Annotated in this window: 17 protein-coding genes; 10 read left to right on the top strand and 7 right to left on the bottom strand. The window is 37.7% G+C overall.

Annotation, left to right across the window (positions count from 1 at the left end; all coding sequences use genetic code 11):
* Positions 1–181: hypothetical protein (locus H6G68_RS24135; RefSeq protein ID WP_190908915.1), on the top strand; the 181-nt coding region annotated here is incomplete at its 5' end.
* Between the two features lie 5 nt (positions 182–186).
* Here the strand turns inward: H6G68_RS24135 and H6G68_RS24130 are convergent.
* Positions 187–831 carry a DUF3386 domain-containing protein gene (locus tag H6G68_RS24130; RefSeq protein ID WP_016953596.1) on the bottom strand — a complete coding sequence of 215 codons (645 nt, stop codon included), beginning with the start codon at positions 829–831 and terminating at the stop codon, positions 187–189.
* 102 nt (positions 832–933) lie between these two features.
* Between H6G68_RS24130 and H6G68_RS24125 the strand changes: the two genes are divergently transcribed.
* Complete coding sequence (locus H6G68_RS24125; protein WP_127053683.1) at positions 934–1,596, top strand: helix-turn-helix transcriptional regulator; 663 nt, start codon at positions 934–936, stop codon at positions 1,594–1,596.
* Positions 1,597–1,960: 364 nt separating this feature from the next.
* On the opposite strand, the gene H6G68_RS24120 is transcribed toward H6G68_RS24125, so the two are convergent.
* Both H6G68_RS24120 and H6G68_RS24115 read right to left on the bottom strand, forming a co-directional pair.
* Positions 1,961–3,337, bottom strand: a complete 1,377-nt coding sequence (locus H6G68_RS24120) for a DUF2330 domain-containing protein (protein ID WP_190908911.1) — start codon at positions 3,335–3,337, stop codon at positions 1,961–1,963.
* A 2-nt stretch (positions 3,338–3,339) separates the two neighbouring features.
* The gene (locus tag H6G68_RS24115) at positions 3,340–4,209 is read right to left on the bottom strand and encodes an RnfABCDGE type electron transport complex subunit D (RefSeq protein ID WP_190908910.1); all 870 of its coding nucleotides are present in this window, start codon (positions 4,207–4,209) and stop codon (positions 3,340–3,342) included.
* Positions 4,210–4,371: 162 nt separating this feature from the next.
* Here H6G68_RS24115 and H6G68_RS24110 point away from each other — a divergent pair, with 162 nt between their 5' ends.
* Positions 4,372–5,037, top strand: coding sequence for a polysaccharide deacetylase family protein (locus tag H6G68_RS24110; protein ID WP_190908914.1), 666 nt, complete (start codon positions 4,372–4,374; stop codon positions 5,035–5,037).
* Between the two features lie 333 nt (positions 5,038–5,370).
* On the opposite strand, the gene mltA is transcribed toward H6G68_RS24110, so the two are convergent.
* Both mltA and H6G68_RS24100 read right to left on the bottom strand, forming a co-directional pair.
* A complete protein-coding gene (gene mltA / locus H6G68_RS24105) occupies positions 5,371–6,666 on the bottom strand; it encodes a murein transglycosylase A (RefSeq protein ID WP_190908909.1) in 1,296 nt (431 codons plus the stop codon).
* Between the two features lie 62 nt (positions 6,667–6,728).
* Positions 6,729–8,042 carry a proton extrusion protein PcxA gene (locus tag H6G68_RS24100; RefSeq protein WP_190908908.1) on the bottom strand — a complete coding sequence of 438 codons (1,314 nt, stop codon included), beginning with the start codon at positions 8,040–8,042 and terminating at the stop codon, positions 6,729–6,731.
* An 87-nt stretch (positions 8,043–8,129) separates the two neighbouring features.
* Between H6G68_RS24100 and H6G68_RS24095 the strand changes: the two genes are divergently transcribed.
* From H6G68_RS24095 to H6G68_RS24085, 3 genes are all read left to right on the top strand, one after another.
* Complete coding sequence (locus H6G68_RS24095) at positions 8,130–10,295, top strand: recombinase family protein (protein ID WP_190908907.1); 2,166 nt, start codon at positions 8,130–8,132, stop codon at positions 10,293–10,295.
* A 256-nt stretch (positions 10,296–10,551) separates the two neighbouring features.
* Positions 10,552–11,604, top strand: a complete 1,053-nt coding sequence (locus H6G68_RS24090; RefSeq protein WP_190908906.1) for a BMP family ABC transporter substrate-binding protein — start codon at positions 10,552–10,554, stop codon at positions 11,602–11,604.
* Between the two features lie 71 nt (positions 11,605–11,675).
* Positions 11,676–11,822 (top strand): hypothetical protein, encoded by a 147-nt coding sequence (locus tag H6G68_RS24085; protein ID WP_206757418.1) that lies wholly within the window; start codon positions 11,676–11,678, stop codon positions 11,820–11,822.
* Positions 11,823–11,942: 120 nt separating this feature from the next.
* On the opposite strand, the gene H6G68_RS24080 is transcribed toward H6G68_RS24085, so the two are convergent.
* Both H6G68_RS24080 and H6G68_RS24075 read right to left on the bottom strand, forming a co-directional pair.
* The gene (locus tag H6G68_RS24080) at positions 11,943–12,272 is read right to left on the bottom strand and encodes a type II toxin-antitoxin system RelE/ParE family toxin (RefSeq protein ID WP_190908904.1); all 330 of its coding nucleotides are present in this window, start codon (positions 12,270–12,272) and stop codon (positions 11,943–11,945) included.
* A complete protein-coding gene (locus H6G68_RS24075) occupies positions 12,256–12,546 on the bottom strand; it encodes a type II toxin-antitoxin system Phd/YefM family antitoxin (protein ID WP_190908903.1) in 291 nt (96 codons plus the stop codon). Before H6G68_RS24075 ends, H6G68_RS24080 begins: the two co-directional genes overlap by 17 nt.
* Before the next feature lie 225 nt (positions 12,547–12,771).
* Between H6G68_RS24075 and H6G68_RS24070 the strand changes: the two genes are divergently transcribed.
* The 4 genes from H6G68_RS24070 (at position 12,772) to H6G68_RS24055 (ending at position 17,246) form a co-directional block, all read left to right on the top strand.
* Positions 12,772–13,335: a Uma2 family endonuclease gene (locus H6G68_RS24070; RefSeq protein WP_190908902.1), complete on the top strand. Its 564-nt coding sequence runs from the start codon at positions 12,772–12,774 to the stop codon at positions 13,333–13,335.
* Between the two features lie 12 nt (positions 13,336–13,347).
* Positions 13,348–14,838, top strand: a complete 1,491-nt coding sequence (locus tag H6G68_RS24065) for an ABC transporter ATP-binding protein (RefSeq protein ID WP_190908901.1) — start codon at positions 13,348–13,350, stop codon at positions 14,836–14,838.
* 198 nt (positions 14,839–15,036) lie between these two features.
* Positions 15,037–16,113 carry a hypothetical protein gene (locus tag H6G68_RS27830; protein WP_339327888.1) on the top strand — a complete coding sequence of 359 codons (1,077 nt, stop codon included), beginning with the start codon at positions 15,037–15,039 and terminating at the stop codon, positions 16,111–16,113.
* A gap of 77 nt (positions 16,114–16,190) precedes the next feature.
* Positions 16,191–17,246, top strand: a complete 1,056-nt coding sequence (locus H6G68_RS24055) for an ABC transporter permease (protein WP_190908900.1) — start codon at positions 16,191–16,193, stop codon at positions 17,244–17,246.
* Positions 17,247–17,248 lie beyond the last annotated feature (2 nt).

The following is a 17,248-nucleotide window of genomic DNA, read 5'->3' as shown; positions in this document are numbered from 1 at the left end:
CCAATCCAAAATCTTCATGCCCGTACCTACCACCGCCCAATCTAGCACAGCGTTCCCCTGTTGCGTCAACAAGAGCGATCGCTTGACAATCAAGACAGTCGCTACAAGATGTTCACAACCTCTGCAAGGATGGCTATATGTTTATACTTTCACATTATCGAAAGCGATCGCAGATTATTGAGAAATCTAGCCTAACAACTCGATCTTAGAAAAGATAAATTCCTGAATGGAAACGTTACCGTCTACCTCAGTCCGAATTTCTCGACGATTCAAAATGAAATACTCACCAACTTTTTCATATTCATCGGTGAATTCACTTCTACCGCCCTTTTGTTCGCCAGTTTTGGGGTCATGATATACAGAATCATAGGTGTGAGACAGATAACCCGCCCCTGTATCAAGACTGCTAAAAGTGTCAATTGTCACAAAAGTACCATGAATTAAACGGTGTACGTGGCAAACTTCATTATTGCGAACTTTATATTTGTCGCCTTCAGCCTTCCCACCCATCAAAATTTCCACTGCACCACTTGCGTCAGTATTACCGTAGCTAAAAGTATTGGCGCTGTGAGTGTCTTCAAAGGCGCGACGGACGCGGTGTACGGCGATTTCCCAAGCTTGACCGTGAATCGCTTTTTTAGCTGCTTCGTCTTCTACACCCAAAACTTCGGCTTTGAGATTGGCATCAATACGAACTTGACCTGTGATCACCTGGCCATCATATTTATAAGTAATATCTGCGGTATAACCAGGGAAGCTTTTGTCCCAAGTGTAGCGGTTTTCATAAGCAGCCCGGAAAAGTTCTTGGGCAGAGATTTGTGTAACTGTCATGTGCTTCTCCTATCGCCACCAGTAATAATAGCGTTTTAATCTTGCTGGTATTAGCATAGAGATAATGATTGAGGTTCGCATAGTCCCCAAGTGGGTACTCTTATGGCTAAAACTCTCCACGCCATTTTTCAAGCGATCGCTAATGTCCAAAATGAGCAAGAATTAAAACAGGCTCTCATGGATACCATTGGCGACCATTTTGGAGTGCAACATTGGGGTATTTCTTTCCTAGATGACGATTCCCCAACCAAAATAGACTTTCCAGAAATGCCCGCAGCTTGTTTAGAAAGCAATCCTGTTGGTCAATATGTGGTAGAACGTCACGCCCCCACCCATGAGCAATTAATCTTATCTCCCAGTGATTGGAAGCATTTTTGTACCCGTCACGACCATGTGATGACTGGCCCAATAGTGTCCGATGGTCATTTGGTGGGAACGTTGAATTTTGCCCGTGATCAAGGCAGTCCACCTTTTAATAGTAATGATTTAGCTGACCTTAGCGCCTTATGTATTCATTTATCAAGCAAACTAGCCACACTACGGGCAAAACCAAAAACTTTCCCATCTACTGTCCCCAGTCCTCTCACACCCAGGGAATTAGAAATTGCTGAATTGGTAGCCCAAGGTTTAACTAATGCAGAAATTGCGACTAAATTATGGATTACCCAAAATTCTGTTAAGCAAGCTTTGAAAAGAATGTTCCGCAAATTGGGGGTTTCTGCGCGTGCGGAAATGGTAGCCAAATTGCAAAATCTCGTAGCTTAAATCAATAAGTAAGTAGGGGGAGGAAAAGTCGTTTTGATTATGTGAAAAAGTCAGATCCCTAACTTCTCTGAGAAATCAGGGATCTGAAGTAGTTAGGACTTGCTGTTCGCGGAGCGTGCCGTTAGGCATATAAACTGGAAACCTAGATAAATAAATGACTATAGAGGGATAAAAGGTAAATAAGGTGCAAGGAATAAGTGATGAAACCATTCATTTACCGTTCATTTACCCAGATTCGAGACTATTCTTATCTCCTTCTAATTCTGACTCCTGACTCCTGACTCCTGACTCCTGACTCCTAGCCCTAACGAAAAGACTTATTCAGCAACCCTAATTAGCCGGACTTGATATAAACCGTATTGTTCTATAATCCTAGCCAAGTTAAGAGATTGTCCCACCAAGAAGTAGTCTGAATTCCTACATTAAGCTTCATTTTTTGACGGATATTTTGAATCTGCCAATTAGTTAATTTAGCAAGAGTTTGAGCTTCTTGTTCAAAACGCCCAGATAAAGTCCGTTTGTATTCCCTACCAGCAGAACATTGTAAATTACCTGTAAAGGGATGTTGTAAAATATAACGTCCTTGGAAAGATTCTTGATTGGAAGTTGCTTGAAACATCAAATCTTCAGGGAACTTATTGCGAGTGTAGCGGACGTGCAAACGGGTAATAAAAACATTACTTGTGGGGAAAGGACGACCAAATCTTGGCTGTGTTATTCCATTGGAATCAGAATTATTATCTAACCAAAACACACCAGCTTGCTTGAGTTCTTCGGAGTTGAGAGGATCAGCAGAACAAGGATCGCAACTACTCATATTCCAAGCATATTCTAGAAAAGCAACTTTTTTATCTTCTTTATTGTAAGAAGTTTGAAACATGGATTTATAAAAGTCGCCAAATTCGTTTTTGACAAAAACAGGAATATTAACGTTAGAGGCAACTTTAACAGTCCGGTAGTTGGTGACTTCAGCTTGTCCTTTGGGTGAGAGAATATAAACAATCAAATCTTGCTCTGTGGTGGCGTTAATCATACCCAAACGAATGGGTAACATAAACTTAGATGATTGGTAGGAGATTTGCAGAGGTCTGAGTAATTGATAACCAGATTCCTCAAATTTATCTAAGTTGACTTTAGCAACAAAGAATTTCATTGAAGAACGAATATAGGGTTTTAGTAATTCTTTTGCCCCTCTGGGAATTTTGTAACCATTGCGGTTTAGCCAAGTTTCTAGTCCACCAGATTCTTTAGCACTGAGGATCACAATATCATATTCACCAACATTGAAACGCGCCTCAACTGTCACACCTAAACTGTTATCTCTTCTCCTACTTTCCTCTGCACCTCTAGTTGCTCCTGCGGATTGTGGTGCTGGCATATCCGCCATTTTATTAACTGGGGCGCAGGGGTCAGAATCAAAATATTCTACTAATCTTGGGGCGCTAAAAGCATCTAATCTCTCGATAATTTTTGGTTCAGCAACGCGCACTTGCTCTTTTTTAATCACTGTTGGGACAGGGATGACCACAGCAAAGTCTTTCACTTCACCTTGAAAGTCATTAGCCATTGTTAAAACTGTTTTATCTCCTTCTCGCGCAATTACTACTTGAGAAGCTTTGTTATATAGCTTGGTATCAGCTTTGGCGACATAAAAACCGCAAAAAGCCCAAGCTGCCGGTGCAAAAGATAGCACGGCGACAAGTGCTATTAATAAGGGGATAAATAATCTAAATTTTTTCATTTTTATAAAACCTGACTAATTTGTAATTGGTGATTTTCTTCCTGTCCTTCTGCGTCCTTCTGCCAAGAAAATCTGGGTGCAACCCAGATAGTATCAACGAGAATAGTCAAGGGTGCTAAAGCAAATAAAGCCCAAAAAACAGCAGTAGAAAGAAAGAAATAATTCCGCAAAATAAATGTGATTATGGCAATACAAACAGCCCAAATAATCCGCCCTATGCGGCTATTGGGAATTGACCGAGGATCTGTCACCATAAATAAGGCAAATAATAGTAAAGACCCACTCATCAAGCGATGTAAGTAAACATCCCAAGTCCAACCTAGCCAAATATTACGTACTGCTTCCAGTAAGGAGTAAGCACCTAAAAAAGCGGCTGTGGTATCCCAACGACCAACACGTTGCAGAACCAGTCCTCCAGTTCCAGCGAATAACAGCCCATACCACCATTCTTCACCCCACTGTCCGGGGGAAACCCAAGCATCAGAGGTTAGTGATAAGACGGTAATAATGCCAAAATTGGCAGGGTTGAAGAAATGCTTATCGCCAATTTTGAAGATAAATTTGCTAGAAATAGCCATGACAGCGGCTAAAACCATCGTTGTCCAATGGTCAGCCCGTAGCAGTAAACTCAGTCCTAGAGAGGTAATTAAGGAACTGCGGAGATTGAACGTTGGTTTGATGTGAGTTGGTTCTGGACTAATTACCAATGACCAATGACTAATGACTAAGGAGAATATGAGTTGAGTTATGATGCAGGTTGCGATCGCTATTACAATCAACTCAGGACGCAGTGTCCAGTCTCTTGTCCCAATTCCTAACATAAGGAAAAGACTGAGAAAGAGAATTTGATAGTCTCGAGTATCTTTGAACATTACCCCTTTACTCAGGAATTACCCTGTTATTTGTCATTAATGTAGTCGAAAGTTAGGGGAAATAATATTCTTGTTACAGTTTTTGTTACAACTCTCACCATCATTTTTCAAAACGGTGTAAGTAAGTCGGCGCTAATATTTCCAGCTATGTTAAGACCTAAAATGCAGTTTGCTCCTCTGTTCCCACTTATTTACCGTATTCTTCAACCGAGTTTTCCTAACTGTCTTTGGGGTGGAGATAGTAATAAAAGAAACATCGCTCTTACGTTTGATGATGGACCTCATCCCCAATACACACCTCAAGTATTAACAGTTTTAGATCGTTACAAAATTACAGCTAGTTTTTTCTGGTTAGGTGTTTGTGTCAACCGTTCACCACATATTGCTAAAGCAGTTAAAGATGGGGGACATTGGATAGGTTTGCATGGTTATGAACATCATTCTTTTCCTCTGCTTTCCCCAACTGAATTAAAGCTGAGTTTAGAAAAAACCCAAGTTGCTATTTACAATGCTTGTGATTTAGAACCTGAATTATTGCGAGATGTCCGTCCTCCAAATGGTTTTTTTACACCTGCAACTTTAAACCTATTTCAACAGTGGAATTATCGTCCTGTGATGTGGAGTGTTGTGCCGGAAGATTGGGTACGTCCGGGTGTGAATGTTGTAGTGCAGCGAATTTTGCAACAGGTTAAAAATGGTTCTTTAATTGTTTTACATGATGGTGTTTGTGGTGGACAAGATGTTGCTGCTACTCTCGAAATCTTAATTCCGCAATTATTACAACAAGGTTATGAATTTGTAACTGTTAATAGTTTATGGAATCAATAAAAGCAGAACAGATATTTTTTTAATGGGACTTACGCAAAAGTAAGGAAAAAATGAACCGCGAAGACGCGTTCGCGGTAGCGTTGCGTAGCAAAGAGCGCGAAGGTAAGAGGTAAAACAGGTTTTTTGGGTTAGTTGCGTATATTTTTGCAAAATTGGGATGCTCCCTGTTTTTAATAAATTTTGTGGATTTAAGTCATCATCACAAAATTTAATTACGTCAAGACCTTACGAGTATAGCTGCACTTAGTGTGTAGCCTACCATCGGCACTATTACGAATTACGAATTAAAAATTACGAATTACGAATTACGAATTACGAATTACGAATTACGAATTATTTTTTAGGTTTGAGTAGCAAATAAAATAGTTGTCCATTACTGACTGTGACACCTGCTCGATCTCCTGCTATTTCACCTGTACCTAGGAAGTAGTCTACTCTCCCAGCACCTTTAATTGCTCCTCCTGTATCTTGATCTAATACATAACGGCTAACAGTACGATGTTCTAATTCACCGTTTTGATTAGCAAAGGGAAAAGGTGCGCGAATTAATGCTAAAGCACCGGGAGGCATTAAAGATTTATCTGTAGCGATGGAACGTTCTGGTGTGAGTGGTACACTTATAGAACCTTGTGCTGGTTTACCGTTGGTTTCTTGGAAAAACACAAAACTGCGATCGCGGGGAATATAAATATTTAAATCTTGGGGATATTTTTGGAAATAGTCGAGGATGATTGGCATGGTTAAACCTTCTAAAGGTAATTTACCATCATCTACTAATAAGCGTCCCAAACTTTTATAGTTATAAGCTGTGTTACCTGCATAACCGATGGTTGTTTGTGTTCCATCTGTTAATTTTAGTCGTGCTGAACCTTGAATTTGAATTATATAAGGTTCCAAGCGATCGCGGAACCAAAATAATTCTAAACCCTTTAATTTACCTTTTGCACCTTGTAAGCCATCTGCACCTTCTAATTCTAACCGGGTGGGATGGGGTTTAGTCCAAGATGTTAAATCAGCAGGATAGCGATAAGCAGGGTAACGAAACTCTTTTGTCGGTTTGCGACTGGCTAAATATAGTGGTTCATAATAAGCAGTGAACAAAACTGTACCTTTGGTATCTTTACCCAAGGATTGATAAAAGACAAATTCTTTTTCAATAGCTGTGTGGAGTTCTTGAGGGGAATTAGTTGATAATAGCAATTCCCGAAATCTTCGCAAACTTTTGTCAACACGTTCCTTGGTAATTTCCGGTATTTTATACTTTTTATAAGCAACTTCAGCACCACGAGTTTGCAAATATTTTAAACTTTGATCAATAGCTGTTAACAAGGCTTTTTTATCTGCTATTTTTTCATTATCCCCACCATAAATCATCTCATCTAAACAAGTACCATCATTTTCACAACAGGTAACTGGAACTCTGGGGATGAGTACAGGTAATTTTTTTTCATTTTTGCTTTTTAACTCATCTGGTAATTCCCACTTTTTGACCTGACATTCTGGTGAAATGATTGGTTGATTTGTAATTTGTTTAATTTGTTGTTGTTGATATTTAATCGGTTCTAAAGGCATCAGAAAAATGCCTAAAAAGATAGGTAAGCTGATAGTAGTGTTAAGTAGTTTTTTCATCAAATAAAATTTTTTATTAATACATATTTTTTGAATTTACCATCACTAGTCTCTGAGTTATTTTATTCATTCATATTGTGATATGTCGCAACTGCGGAAGGTGAGATTCGATTCAAGTACCGGAAAATCCAGTATTTGAAAATAGTATCTAAAATTACCGGAAATGTAGCAATAAATAAAAAGATAAAATCCCGATTTGCAGGTAATCCCCAATGGCGTGATATTCCTTCTAGAAGTACTTCCCAACCATGAGGAGAGTGGAATCCGACAAATACATCAGTAAATAAAATTATAATAAATGCCTTGGCGCTGTCACTCAATCCATATACTACATGATCAAAGAAATCTTTGAGGACGGCAATAGAAGACTTACTAATAATTAACAACCAGATAAAAGCACCTACAGAGAAAATATCGGCAAATACATTTTTAATCGCATTGGAACTTTCAGCACTAAATTCCTCTGCTACCTCTTGCGCTTTCTCTCTCATCTGATTTTCTATCTCTTGGGAAGATATAGGTGGTGCATCATTAATTAAATTTTCAAACTTGATTTTTTCCTCAAATCTTTGGATTTTCTCTAGTGCTTCTTCTTCCATTTCTGAATTGAGAAATACTTGCACTGTTGGCGAAGTTCTAAATTTATCTACTAATGGTCCAACTACTAAAGCTTTTGCTAATTGGTGGGTTAAAAGCGGTATGATAATTAGTAGTAAGATAAACCGAATCGAAATAATTGTTCTTTTTTGTGTCTGACGGAAATTTTTTACTACGTCTTGTTCGGAATTTGGATCTAATTCGACTTGGAGACGATTGATGGTGCTTAAAATTGAACGAGGTAAAACTCCTGTTGTATCAGCTTTGCGTTTGGGTTTTGGTTCGCTATTTTGAAATGAGGTTTTTGGTTTTCTTGATTGAACAATGGCGGCATCATCTGCTACTATTATAGATGGAGGTGCTAAATTGGAAAGATTTGTTTCTTGATCATCAATTGTGTACTTGGCAATTACTATATCAATAAATTCTAGCTTTTCTAAAACTGAAGCAGGACTGGGATATTCAATACCTGCTTTCAAGGCTGCTTTTTCCTTAGATTCATTGGAAAACCAACGACTTGCTTTAAACTCCGTCAGCCGCATTCGAGCATTTTTTAATAATTTTTTCAACTCTATTTCAAAATAATCCATGACACTACTGCTGTATATAGCAGAGTCAGAGGTTATTTTATTACCATTAAAATGCTTGTCTTCGATTTCCTTAATCTTTAATGCTGTTTGATACGCTTCCTCTAAAGAACGTTCTGGCGTTTGTAGATACCATTTGTAAGCACTTAGCAAGAAAGAGTATATTTTTTGACTAAACACAGAGTTTCTCATCGTCGATGATCATCTAGTATTGTTTGCTGATTCTTTACCTTAAGTTAACGCACGAAGTATAATAACAAATTTATAAGGAGTCTATTGGTGGTTTCTGATTCTGTTTGGATTGTTGGTACTAGTCGCACTGGTAAAACTACTCGTATAGCCGAGATATTTTGTCATTGGCTAGAACTTGACAACCAAGATATAGAATCATTTTATACTAAAACTCTAAGCCAGAAAAAAACTTCAAGCACAAAAAAAACTTCAACCCTCCGACAAACAGAGCCGAGAGTTTTAGTTTTAGCTGCCAATGATGATAACCGCCGAGAATTGGCTGATACAATTATTACGTTAACTTCAGGAAAATATCCAATTCGCGCTAAAACAACTTTGGGATTTTTTCAGGATGAAGTAATTTTATTTTGGCCGTTATTAATTGAATCACTACAGATTAAAGCACAATTTCCAGTGAGATTGCGTCCAGAAACTGAACAGGAATTAGCAACAAAACTTTGGCGCTCTCAGTTAGAAGCAGAAACTGTGCGACGTGCGGGATTAAATGAGTATCGTTTGGTGAGAAGGATTTTGGATTTATGGCAATTGGGTGCTTACAGTGGTATGGGTTGTGAAGATATTACCCAGATTTTAGAAAGTGGTTTACAGGAGAATAGCGGTAATTTAGAGCCAGAATTGTTAGGATCTTTGCTGCTAAATTGGCGCAATTGGTGTTTAGAAAGAGGATTCCTGACTTATGGGCTAATAACGGAACTTTACAGCCAGCATTTGTTAACTAATAGCGATTATCAGCAGCGTCTCAGGTATCGCTATCAGGCAATCATAGCAGATGATGTGGATGATTATCCAGCGATCGCTCATCACCTCTTTGAGTTCCTTTTAGATGGCAATGCAGTTGGCGCTTTTAGCTATAATCCAGATGGGGCGATACGCTGGGGATTGGGTGCAGATCCTCAATATTTGCAAAGACTAGCACAGCGTTGTCGGGTAGAAAATTTAATTGGTTCTCCAGCAGATAGTTTAGCGGTGCAACTGGTGAAACCGATGATAGAATTAGTCACAGAACCGATGGCGATTTTCAGTTTAAGTGCATCTGTGCAACCCATTCAAACAGCTTCTCGCGCTCAACTATTACGTCAAACAGCAGAAGTAATTATTGATGGGATTAAGTCTGGGAAAGTCGAACCAGAAGAAATTGCCATAATTGCACCAGGGTTAGATGCGATCGCACGTTATACTCTCATAGAAATATTAACTAAGCAGAATATCCAGGTAGAATGCCTTAATGACCAACGTCCTCTAATTAGTTCACCAGTTGTCAGAGCATTACTCACCTTACTGACTTTAGTTTATCCTGATTTGGGCAGACTGGTAGACCGGGATGCAGTTGCAGAGATGTTGGTTGTCTTGAGTCAAAGTCACACCGATAATGGAGAGAAACAAGAATTTATTGATCCTGTACGCGCTGGGTTAATAGCAGACGCTTGCTTTGTTCCCCACCCTGACGCACCGCATTTACTACCAATTAAGAGTTTTGAGCGTTGGGATAGAATTGGCTATGGGGCGAGTAAAGCCTATGATCAGATATTACAGTGGATAGAACAACAGCGATCGCAACATCAACCGCATCTTCCCTTGACACCTATTTTTCTGATCTACAAAGCCATTCAAGACTTTGTGTGTAAAAATAACAATCCTCCCTATGAAACACTAGCAGCATTACGAGAACTACTAGAAACGGCTCAACACTACTGGGAAGTAGACAATAGATTAAGACAAACTGGTAAAATCTTACTTTCACTGCATACTCAACAAACCCTCACCACCACCATCACCGAATTTATCCAACTGCTGCGGCGTGGTACAATCACAGCCAATCCCTACCCCGTGCATCCCATTGGTAGTGCGAGAAAAGCTGTTACCTTAGCGACTATATTTCAATACCGTGCTAGTCGAAAATTTCACAGATGGCATTTTTGGCTAGATGCTGGTTCACCGCTGTGGGCTAAAGGTGGTGCAGCTACTTTGTTTGGTGCTACCTTATTCCTACGCGACAGGTTGGGAGAACCTTGGACAGCAGCAGATGAACAATTAGCAGAAGAACAAAGATTAAAAAGAATTATAGCAGATTTACTAGCTCGTGTTTCAGAAAGAATTTATTTGTGTCACAGTGATTTAGCTGTGAATGGACAGGAACAGTTAGGGCCTCTATTACCTTTGGTTCATTCCTGTAGTAGCAAAGTGCTGAGGTAAGAATTCAGGAGTCAGGAGTCAGGAGTCAGAATGCTTATGAAATGAAGAATAGAGAGAAGTGAGATTTTATCAAAATCATCAAAGTTGACTAAAAAAGCCTTTATTCTCCTGGCTTGGAGTATTCTCTATCCTGAATACTTACGTGTTGAGTATCAATCCAGTTCTCTAAGGCTTGGAAAAATCAACACTTTTACATAGCAATGTTAAAATATTTGATTATGTATGCAAAAGATAATTTTTTAGGGCAATTAACTCGGTGAATAACTTAAATCGGCGTAAATTTATTGTATATAGTTCAGCTACATTAGCTACTAGTTTACTACTAAAAGCCTGTACTAATAATCCTAATTCAAATTCTACATCTACACCCACCACAGCTAAGAGTGGTGAAGGATTGAAAATAGCAATTGTCCTCCCTGGAGTCATCACAGATAAAGCTTGGAATCAATCGGGTTATGAAGGTGTTAACCTCGCTAAACAAAAGCTGGGTGCAGAAATCGCTTATGTAGAAAATGTAGCACAAGCAGATCAAACAGAAGCATTAACAGATTTTGCTCGTAAAGGCTATAACGTAGTATTTGCACATGGTGGACAATTTGATGCAGCCATAGAACAAGTTGCTTCCCAATTTCCTAATACTTTCTTTGTTGCTGTGAATGGTTCTGTTAAAGGTGATAATATCGCCGCTTTGCGAATAGATCATTTACAAGCTAGTTATTTATGTGGAATTATTGGCGCTGCTATTACTAAATCTAATAAATTAGCTTACATTGCTGGACAGGAATTTGAAGCTACACAGCAAGAACTACGAGGATTTGAATTAGGGGCAAAATCTGTAAATCCAAAAATTCAAGTTACTTCTACTTTTATTGGTGATTGGAATGATGTTACCAAAGCTAAGGAAGCAACTTTGGCTTTAATTTCTGCTGGTAATGATGTAATTTTCCAATGGCTAGATAATTCTTCCGCCACAGTTTTACAAACAGCAAGTGATAAAGGAGTTTATGCTTTTGGAAATACAAAAGATCAGTTAGATATTGCCCCGAAAGCAGTTTTAACCAGTGCGGTGAAAAGGTTAGATTTAGCTATTGCTTATTTAGCAGAACTAGCGAAACAAAAACAGTTAAAAGGAGAAATTTATACAATTGGTTTGGAAAAACCAGAGATTCTATATTTGGGTAAATTTGGAGTAGTGAAGCCGGAAGTTCAAGAGAAAGTGATGAAAATCAAACAGGAAATTGCGGATAAGAAAATCACTTTTGAGTCGTGTAAGGAAGGTGGGAAAGATACTCGTTGTGTGAAGAAATGATCTGAATTTCTGTCATAAATGGCTAACGCCACGCTACGCGAACAGGATATCCAGGATTTAAGGATTAAAGGATGAACAGGATGGTAATTTTTAGATGGTTTGTTGGTGATGAAAGTTGTATTTGTCAGAATCAGTACATCATTTTAATAACTGAAAAATTCTCTCTGCGTCCTCTGCGTCTCTGCGGTATGGCTAACGCCACGCTCCGCGAACGTTAAAAAAACATCAAAAATAATTGAACGCAGATAAATAACATCCTGAAAATCCTAAAATCCTGGACATCCTGATTCAGACAAATTAGATTGTAGGGTGCGTTAAGCTGTCGTACATTATCTACACTATTCCTCAAAATCAAGAGGATTGAATATTATTGAAGATTGTGCGCTATGACGTACATAAAGAATATAAACAATATCCTCTTCAATGGTAAAAATTACACGATATTTATTTCTTCCTTTCCCATATAAAAATTGTCTTATCTCTTGAGAAAAATCATCATTTTCTCTAGCAATAGGAAAACGTTTAGGTTTATCTTGCAAAGTAGCAATAGTATTCATTAAATCCCTAAACCATTGATCTGCATAATCAGGATTATATTCTTTTAACCAAAGATATACAGCTTCTATTTCTAGTTTGGCATTACCAGTTAATTTAACCTGAAATTCCATATTTTTGCTGCATTTCTTGAATAAAATTATTTAGAGATTGTGTATTACCTGTTGCGATATCTTCTAATCCTTTTTTGATACCAATAAGAGTTTCTAACTTTTCCAAAGTATCCAGTAATTTTTGATAAGCAGCAGCATCTTGTACTACTAATTCTGCTTTACCATTAACTGTTAAAACCATCGGGTTTCCAGTTTCTTTCATCTGGTTAATCAGTTCATTAGTATTGCGTTTAAAGGTTGAAAGTGACTGAATATCTTGACTTAAATTAATCATGACAACTAATTTACGCTAAATTTGCATCTAATTTAATGTTATCATACAAGAGTAAAAAAGTTTCTAGTACATCACAAAAATCTTTACATCTAAAAAACCTTAACGCAAAACAACATCCTGTACATCCTTAAATCCTGGATATTATCTCGACTCCGCTCGATAACCACCTGATTCTGACAATTAGAAAACGATACAATATTTACAATCCACTAACCCGAAACGGTAATGGTTCAAACCCCTATCAAACCCTTAACCCTTGACGAATTTCTCAAATTGCCAGAAACCAAACCGGTAAGCGAATTTATTAACGGTGAAATCATTCAAAAACCCATGCCTCAAGGAAAACATAGCACAGTTCAGCTTGACCTTGGTTCTAATATTAACATAGCACTCAAACCCCAGCGGATAGCCCGTGCATACTCTGAATTACGCTGTACCTTTGGAGGTAGATCCATTGTACCTGATATTGCAGCCTTCACTTGGGAACGCATTCCCCGCGATGAAAATGGTGAAGTTGCTAACACCTTTGCTATCCCTCCTGACTGGACAATTGAAATACTTTCTCCTGAACAAAGTCAAACTAAAGTTGTTCGTAATATCCTCCACTATCTTCGTCATGGTACTCAAATGGGTTGGTTAATTGACCCCGCAGAGAAATTAGTTTTTGTCTATTTTGCTGATCAACGTATTCTATTATTTGAACTAGAAACAGATAGCTTACCTGTTCCAGCTTTTGCTGAGTCTTTTAATCTGACTGTGGGTCAACTTTTTAGTTGGCTAAATGAATAAATATTCAAAAAAATGATATATCTCCACTTAGAAAATATTACTAAATCTTTTGGTTCATTTGTCGCTAATGACAATATTAATCTAACCGTAGAAACTGGAAAAATTCATGGAATATTAGGAGAAAATGGCGCAGGTAAAACCACCTTAATGAATATTATTAGCGGCTTTTATCAACCAGATTCAGGAAATATTTATTTAGACAATAAACCAGTAAAAATTAACTCTCCTCGTGAAGCAATTAAATTAGGTATTGGCATGATTTATCAACATTTCATGCTTGTACCCCAATTAACAGTTACAGAAAATATTATTTTAGGAACTGAAACAAAATGGCGTTTAAATCTCCAACAAAAACAACAAGAAATTGCTAATTTATCCCAATTATATCAATTAGAGATTGACCCAAATGCAAAGATTGAAGATTTACCAGTGGGAACACAACAACGGGTAGAAATTCTCAAAGTTCTTTATAGAGGGGCAAAATTATTAATTCTTGATGAACCTACAGCAGTTCTGACACCACAAGAAATAACCTCATTAATTACTATTTTACGTCAACTTGCTAATAGCGGAAATACGATTATTTTTATTAGTCATAAATTAGAAGAAGTGATAAATTTGTGTGATACTGTCACGGTTTTACGTCGAGGAAAAGCTATAGCCACAATCAATACTCAAAATACTACATCTCAGCAATTAGCAGAATTAATGGTAGGACGGGAAGTGGTTATAAATTTGCATAAATCTCCAGTATCTTTCGGAAAATTATTGTTATCGGTAGAGACTTTACAAGTTGCAGATGATAGAGGTGTGAATGCTGTTAAAAATGTCTCTTTTCAATTGCGGGAAGGAGAAATTTTAGGAATTGCGGGAGTAGATGGTAATGGACAGCGAGAATTAGCAGATGCGATTGCAGGTTTGCGAACTATTCAACAAGGTAAAATTGAATATAATTCCGCAATTAATAAAGATATGAAAATTGGTTATATTCCCGAAGATAGGCAAAAAATTGGTTTAGTATTACAGTTTAATATTGGCGAAAACTTGATTTTAAAGACTTTTAAAAAATTGCCATTTTCTCGGCGATTTTTATTACAAAAACAAGCAATTAAAAATAATGCTGAATTAGCAATGCAAGCGTTTGATATTAGAATTAATTCTGAAGATGTACAGGTAAGTCAACTGTCAGGAGGAAATCAACAAAAGGTAGTTTTAGCGAGAGAATTAGCAGGAGAACCGAGTTTAATTATTGCTATGCAACCTACCAGGGGTTTAGATGTGGGTGCGACAGAAGTAGTACATAGGAAATTGTTAGCAGAAAGGGAACGAGGGGCGGCTATTTTGTATATTTCCACTGAGTTAGAGGAAGTGATGACGATAAGCGATCGCATTGCGGTAATATATAAAGGTGAGTTTATTGATATTTTGGATACACAAACTGCAACTATTGAGGAGATTGGTTTGTTGATGGGTGGTAGTACAATACAGATATCTAAAAATTAAAAGTTCTCTAGAAACCTTGTAAAAACGCTTTATAGTAAGTTTAAACGTTTTTTTCACAAGATGTCTAAATGAAAAATAGCAGTTAAAGCCCACATATCAAATTTTGGATTAAACCAAAAAATAAAAAATTGGGGTGATATATTTACTGTATAATCCCCGAATATACACTGAAACTCATTAGTAAATAATTTCAAAGTAGTGTCCCACATAGAATCTAAGAAGTCTGTGGAATCTTTAGCACAGCAATGGGCTAGTAAGTATGTAAACAACCTCCAGGTTAATACTAGCAGTCAAGAATCTGGTGAACATCTGACTCTATCAGAAATAGTTTCACCAAGTAGACGCGAAAAAACTGCTCAAGGAATCTTGTTATCTTTACGGGCTATCAGTGCTAAAGCGTGGAATAAAACCGAGCTTCTGCTGTCAGAGGAAGTTAAGCAGCATGGTATAGATCCTAATATAATAAATCCTTGGGACATTGCCGCAGATTCTTTTAGGATTTATCAAAAAGCTTTAGATGTATACACTCAAAAAGCATCATCACGCCCTCTTTCTTTGCTGATGAAACTTGATAGGCAAGAATCTCCACTCTATAACCAGGGTTTGGAAGTTTATACTGATTTGGTAGCTCCTGAGAAGTTAGCTATTTTCATTGGTGCAGATATAGGAGCAATAAGACATAAATATACAAGTATTGATCCTAGATTGATTGGTTTTGTGAGTATGCAGTTTCATTACACGAGTGAAATGCTCATAGAAAAACTTGAACCTGTGGAAAAAATACTTATTAGCGGGTACTTTAAAGTTATTGATGATTACCTCTATATGCCTCTGCAACGTGCATATAACGCAGCAGCAAAGCATGATTATAATTCCCCTGTCATGTCCGCAGTCCAAACCCTATTACCAAATAGTACCCAGATTGCCCATAACATTCGGCAAAGGATAATTGAACTTTTTCCAAATTATCACTCTATGTCTGGGTTGTTAAGCGACCCTATAGTAAAAGCATCTAGCATCCGAGATGTGGAAATGTTTCAAATCTATTTGTGGGTATGTGCTTTAGAAGGAAACATCTCTGCTATCCAAGAAGAGTTATTTCCCCTTTGTGTCATGCTTTATCCTACATTAAAAGTGCAGTGGGAACTGGTTCGGCAAATGTTGTATTTACTCAGATATGAAATATTTGATTGGTTAACTCCTGAACAATCTAACACCTTAATGCCATATTTTGAGGCATTGTCGCAGATGTTTTCTTCAGCAGTGTTGGGTTAGTTTGATGGGAAATAATATAGTAGGCTGAACAATTGTTTAATCGGCATCAATTGTTCAGATAGATAATTTATAAAATAATGCTTATAGCTAATAAAATTAAAGCAATATTACCAATTATATCACCACTAATTGCCATCGCTTTTGCTCTTTTCGCTGGTGCAATTCTCATCCTAGTCGCTGGCACTAATCCCATTGTTGCATATACAGCTTTATTTCAAGAATCTCTTTCTACTTATTTTGGTTTTGGTAACACTCTCACCAAAATGACTCCTTTATTATTCACCAGTTTAGGCATTTTAGTCGCTTTACGTGCTGGGCAATTTAATATTGGTGGGGAAGGACAAATTTATTTAGGTGCATTAGGAAGTAGCTTAATTGGTTTATATATTCAAGGCATACCCGCATTTATTCATATTCCTTTAGCTTTATTTTTCGGATTTCTTTTTGGTGCATTTTGGGGTTTAATTCCTGGTTATCTCAAAGCGATAAAAGGGGTAAATGAAGTAATTACAACTTTGTTGTTAAATTACATTGCTGTGTATTTAATTAGCTATTTAGTCCAAAATCCTTTAAAAGCACCAGCAGCACCTAGTCCTTATTCGCCACTAATTGCTAAAACTGCCCAATTACCAATTATTTTACCCGGAAGTCTTGCCCATGCTGGAATTATATTAGCGTTAATTACAGCCGGGATTTTATGGGTATTATTAACAAAATCGCCTTTAGGATACCAAATTAATGCCGTTGGCTTCAACCCCATAGCCGCCCGTTACGCCAAAATTTCCGTAGAACGCACTATTATGTTCGTCATGGGTTTAGCGGGTGGTTTAGCAGGTTTAGCAGGTGCTTGTGAGGTGATGGGTTTGAAATATCGCCTCTTTGAACAAGTATCACCTGGTTATGGATTTGATGCGATTGCGATCGCTTTTCTAAGTCGTGGTAATGTCTTCGGTATAGTGCTAACTTCCCTGTTTTTCGCCGCTTTGCGTAGTGGTGCAAATGTCATGCAACGCAGCGCCAGTGTCCCCTCAACTGTAGTTTATGCTATTCAAGGTTTAACAGTATTATTTATTGCGATCGCTTTGGCTTTAGAATATCGGGTAAAAGTGAAGAAAGCAGCTATGCTGAAATAATC

Source organism: Anabaena catenula FACHB-362 (genome assembly GCF_014698735.1).
In the GTDB taxonomy this organism is placed as follows: Bacteria; Cyanobacteriota; Cyanobacteriia; order Cyanobacteriales; family Nostocaceae; genus Anabaena; species Anabaena variabilis_A.
The sequence above is the reverse complement of the archived record's forward strand: the minus strand, read 5'-3'. Positions and strand labels throughout refer to the sequence as shown.